2 protein-coding genes and 1 riboswitch are annotated in these 4,504 nt (G+C 54.7%); both genes read right to left on the reverse strand.

The window, feature by feature from the left end; all coding sequences use genetic code 11:
• The coding region (locus tag B3W37_RS03720; protein WP_483174825.1) for a glycoside hydrolase family 73 protein at positions 1–458 on the reverse strand (458 nt) is incomplete at its 3' end.
• Between the two features lie 173 nt (positions 459–631).
• Positions 632–4,087: an S-layer homology domain-containing protein gene (locus B3W37_RS03725; protein ID WP_483174826.1), complete on the reverse strand. Its 3,456-nt coding sequence runs from the start codon at positions 4,085–4,087 to the stop codon at positions 632–634.
• A gap of 261 nt (positions 4,088–4,348) precedes the next feature.
• Positions 4,349–4,504: riboswitch (cobalamin riboswitch) on the reverse strand.

Here is a 4,504-nt window from a genome sequence, read left to right on the forward strand (position 1 = left end):
GCCCTTTCCTTCAGGTTGTAGCTGTTCATAATCCTGATTAGTTTGGTATGGTATTGAGGATCGGTGGCATATCCGCATATCTTAAGCTGCCGGGCATATTCATCCGGATCACCGGCCGCTTCCCGGCAGGGCTTATAGCGTTCCAGCGCCATCAACTCCGCCAGATCTTCGAAGCTTTCCTCATAATTGTGGTAAGCCCGGAAACGGTGCTGCACTCTGGTTTTTCGGCCTCTAACATACTCCGTTGTGGTTATAAGCACGCTGCCGGCAGGACCCTCGCCTTTGATATTGAAAAGATTGTAGCTGAATTGCCCGGTGTGCATATCGGTGATTATGTGTTTTCCATACCCGGTTTCCAGGCAGGCCTGAGCCGTAATTACCGCCGCCGGCAGATTATGTTTCTTCTGTATCTGTACCGCATCTTCGAGCACCCATGCAATGAAATCACGGTTGGGCATTTATCCGCCTTCTTCCACCAAGATAATAAATAGGTCGCCATAATAATCTATTGCTGCTCATACCGTTTGGTCACCCTATATAAGAACGGGCCAGATTCCAGTCCAGATTTGAAAAGGGCGAGGGCGGCCCATACTACGAGCCACCCTCGCCTTTTTGAGGAAGGGACATTTTATTACACAAAAGCTTGAACAAATCTTTGCAATATGGTGGCCACTTCAGCCCGGGTGGCGTTGCCCGATGAATCAAGCACACCGCCTTCTTTGCCCCCGATAAGATTTGATCCGGTCGCCCATTTCATGGCCTCCAAGGCATAAGTCGAGACATGGCCGCTGTCGCTGAACTGATCGAGTTCGCCGGAGGCGGAGGCGTCGTAGCCGTTTTTCCCGGCGTAGCGGTATAAAATAGCCGCCATCTGCTCCCGGGTGATGTTGTCGTTGATTCCGAACCGTCCGTCGCCGTATCCGTTGACGATGCCGTTGGTGTTGGCCCAGATGACCGCGTCAGTATACCACTGATCCTCCTGCACATCAGTGAAGCTATTGGCGGTAGCAACGGCAGGCGTCCCCGCCAAACGGTGCAGAACGGTGACCAGCATGGCTCTGGTCATGGGCTCGTCGGGACTGAAGGTGGTGGCGGAGGTGCCTTGGAACAATTTCTGTTCCACCACGAAAACCACCGCGTCGTAAAACCAGTCCCCGGATTTCACGTCGATGAAAGGATTAACCCAAACCGGCGCCACTGCGCTCTCATCGTAACCCACCGCATAGTAGGACAAGTGGCTGGTGGTGAAAGTGGCCTGGCCGGTGCCGGCGTCGTAGCTGCAGCTCATCAGCTCCAGCTGGCCGGCGTCGTTCAAATACCAGACGGATACAGCGGAGGCGAATTGGCCTTCCTCCAGGGCGTAGGGCAGGGAAACGGTGAGGTCCCCCTCAAAGCTGCTGATGTTCTTGCCGCCGCTGGTGATGGAGATGTCATAGACCGGGTTATCCCCTACCGCTGCCTGCTGTTCAGCGGTCAGAGCCGTCTGTTTTTCCACCGCTTCCAGACTGATGGTAATGCTTTTGCCGGCAGCCTGTTTCGCCATAGCCGCCAGAGCCTGATTGGGGACGGTCACATTGCCCACCGGGGTTTCCACTGTCAAAGCCGCCTCGGTTTCCGAAGCCATGGAGGAAACCGAGCTCTTGAGAAGCTCTACGCTTACCTTCCGGGCCTCCCCGATGATCTCCGGAGCGATTACGATGGCCACACTGCTGTTTTCCTTGGCTTCGGCTATGGCCCCGGTCATATCGGAAGCGCCCATGGCAACAGAGGCCACGCCCTTGGAAGCCGTAACTTTAGGGGTTAGAACGGCGCGATGGCCGCCTGGAGTTACAGGTTTCTCCCCCTGCACCTGGATGGTGATGGTGAGGTAGTCGGTATCGGTGGGAGGGTCGCCGTAATATTCGGAAAAAGCGCAATCCAGGCGAATGACGGTACCGTTTTTGACCGGAATGCCGGCCATGGGCTTATAGGTCTTGCCTTCGCTTTTATAAGTGAGAATAGCCCAGTAGTTTTCCTGCTTGGCCTCCAGACAGATGCTTTTCACCGAGGGCGGGATGGTATAAATGTAATCCGTCACATCCTCGCTGAAGGCGGGAGAAAGGGTGCCGTAATTTTCCTCAAAGGTAAGGCCGGTGATTTCAGCGCTGGGGTTGTCCCAGTCGGAGCCGATGTCGGCCCCCCACTGGCAGGTGTATTGCCACTTGATGATATCGCCGTCCTCAACCCGGAATTCAGAAGCGCCCAGGTTGATAAACCAGTTGTTCCAGGTAATCATCCAGCCCGAGCCCCTGCCATTGGTAAATTCACCTAAAACCTTTACGTAAGTACCGTCTTTAAGAGTAAAATCTTCAATCAGCGCAAGATAAAAGCCGCTCTCAGTTGTGTTCCAGTGTGAATACCCGATGCCCAGCGCATCCAGCAAACGAATGGTGACGGCGGCTATGCTGTCCCCTGCGGCATATGGCACTTCAACGGGAGAGATGATGACACCCAACCCGCTGCCATAGTCGGATTTTGGATCGATGCGGTCTCCAAAATCTTCAAAGCTGACGATGACATAACCCGCAATCTCTCCGTCGCTTATATCGAATTTCAAGTTGGATGTATTTGTCGTTCCGCCGCCTGGAGTACTGCGGGTACCTGGAGCTTTGGCGCTGTTAAAGGTATTCAATGCGGTCCAAAGAGTTGTTTTGGCGAGGATTAATTCATCAACGCTGTTGCTGACCTTCATGGCCTCAGCCGCTGCAATGGCATTGCTGAAGATTGTGTACGCCGCCTGCGTCACCCAGTATTTTTTGGTGGCGATATCTTTGCCGTCAGCACTTATTTCCACCGACCCGAGTGCGGATTTGGACACATAAATAAGGGTCTGCAGTTCTGTCCGTGAGGTGTTCACATCGGTCACTGTCACTGTGGCCACATTGCTGGCAACAGTGGCGCTGCTGCCGTCAAGCGTGTTGGTGGCAATCACATAGTAATAAGTTATGCCGAGGCTGGCGGTGGCGGGAATATAGCTTGCGGCGGTCTCTCCGCTGATGGCGGTTCCGCCCTCAGCGCTGTTTGCGCTGTTGCTGTACCACTGGTAGGTTATGGTGCCGCCATCGCTGACGCTGGCAGACACCTCAAGTGCACCGGCGCTGGCATCGATAATATATACAACGGAGTCGGTGTTGAGATTGATGTCAAAGACCGGCGTCTCCGCAGCAGTTGATGGAACTGCTGTCACCGTCACGGTAGCGATGCTGCTGGTTGCGCTGGCGGTGCTGCCTTCCAGGGTATTGGTGGCAATCACATAGTAATAGGTCGTGCCGGGATCAGTGGTGGAAGGAATATAGCTTTCGGTGGTTGCGCCGCTGATCTCGCTTCCGCCGGAGCTGCTGTTTTCGCTGTTGCTGTACCACTGATAGCTGATGGCGCCGCCATCGTTTACGCTGGCAGACACCTCAAGGGCGTCTGCGGTATCGCCCACGGTGTAGCTGATCGGTTCGGTGCTCAGATCGGTGGTGAAGATCGGGGTCCCCGCCTCGGCTGGCGCACCTTCAACCGTGATCTTGCCGGCGATGAAGGTCACCGGGACCGGCTGGGGAACTTCATTGCAGAAATTACCGGGATCAGGCTCTCCGGGATGACCCGCTTTATCTTTAAGGCTCACAATAATCGGGTAGTCGCCGCCGCCGGTACCCTCCGCCACAGTGAAGTTCAGGGTGAACAATGAGCCGAGGCTGCTATTGTTTTCGGCTCCGTTGGAAGTTACAATTGCCGGCATTGAAGCGAGGTTTTTCACCAGGGGCGCCAGGACCACCGTGCCCTGGGTTATGCTGTTCAGGGTCAGCGCCGCATTGTCATAGGTGATTGCCAGGGTATAGCCGGCTATACCGGGATTGGCGGTTATATTTACCGGAATGTCCACCATCCGGTCGGCTCCTGTGGCCTCATAGGCCACCGTGGCACTGCCCGCCTCCACCACAGCCGTATCCGTTGCCAGGACGCTGCCGCCCAGGCCCGGAAACAGGGTGAGGATCATGGTCAGAGCCAGCAGCAGAGCCAGGGCTTTCTCTCTTTGCTTCCTGTTGCTCCAGTACTTCATTACTAAAACTCCCCTCCTGACTTTTCTGTTGGTTTTGTAATGGTTTTTACTATCGCCTGGCTGGTATCCATCCTCTCATGATATTCATGTTGGTTGATCCCAGCCGGCCTATAGTGTGATGACTTGTCACCTCCTCCGCAATAATCGGCTCCATGTGTACAAAAGCCCCGGCATCCATGAGAAGCCGGGGTTGATGAGGCAGAAGAATCCCGTCCCGATCAGACAGTTTTCAAACTTGCAGTTCACCTTTCCATGGAAGGCTTGCGGAATATCGTTAAGGCAGGTTTCCTGACTTGTGGGTCATCTCCGCTTTTCCCCTTCCCGGATATGCTCCAGTGGTCTGTTAAAAGCATTTCCCACTTACAGTGGCCCGGACCGCCCGGGATTCTCACCCGGTTCCCTTTTCAATCCGATCTT

The organism is Syntrophomonas sp. UBA5494 (assembly GCF_002426325.1).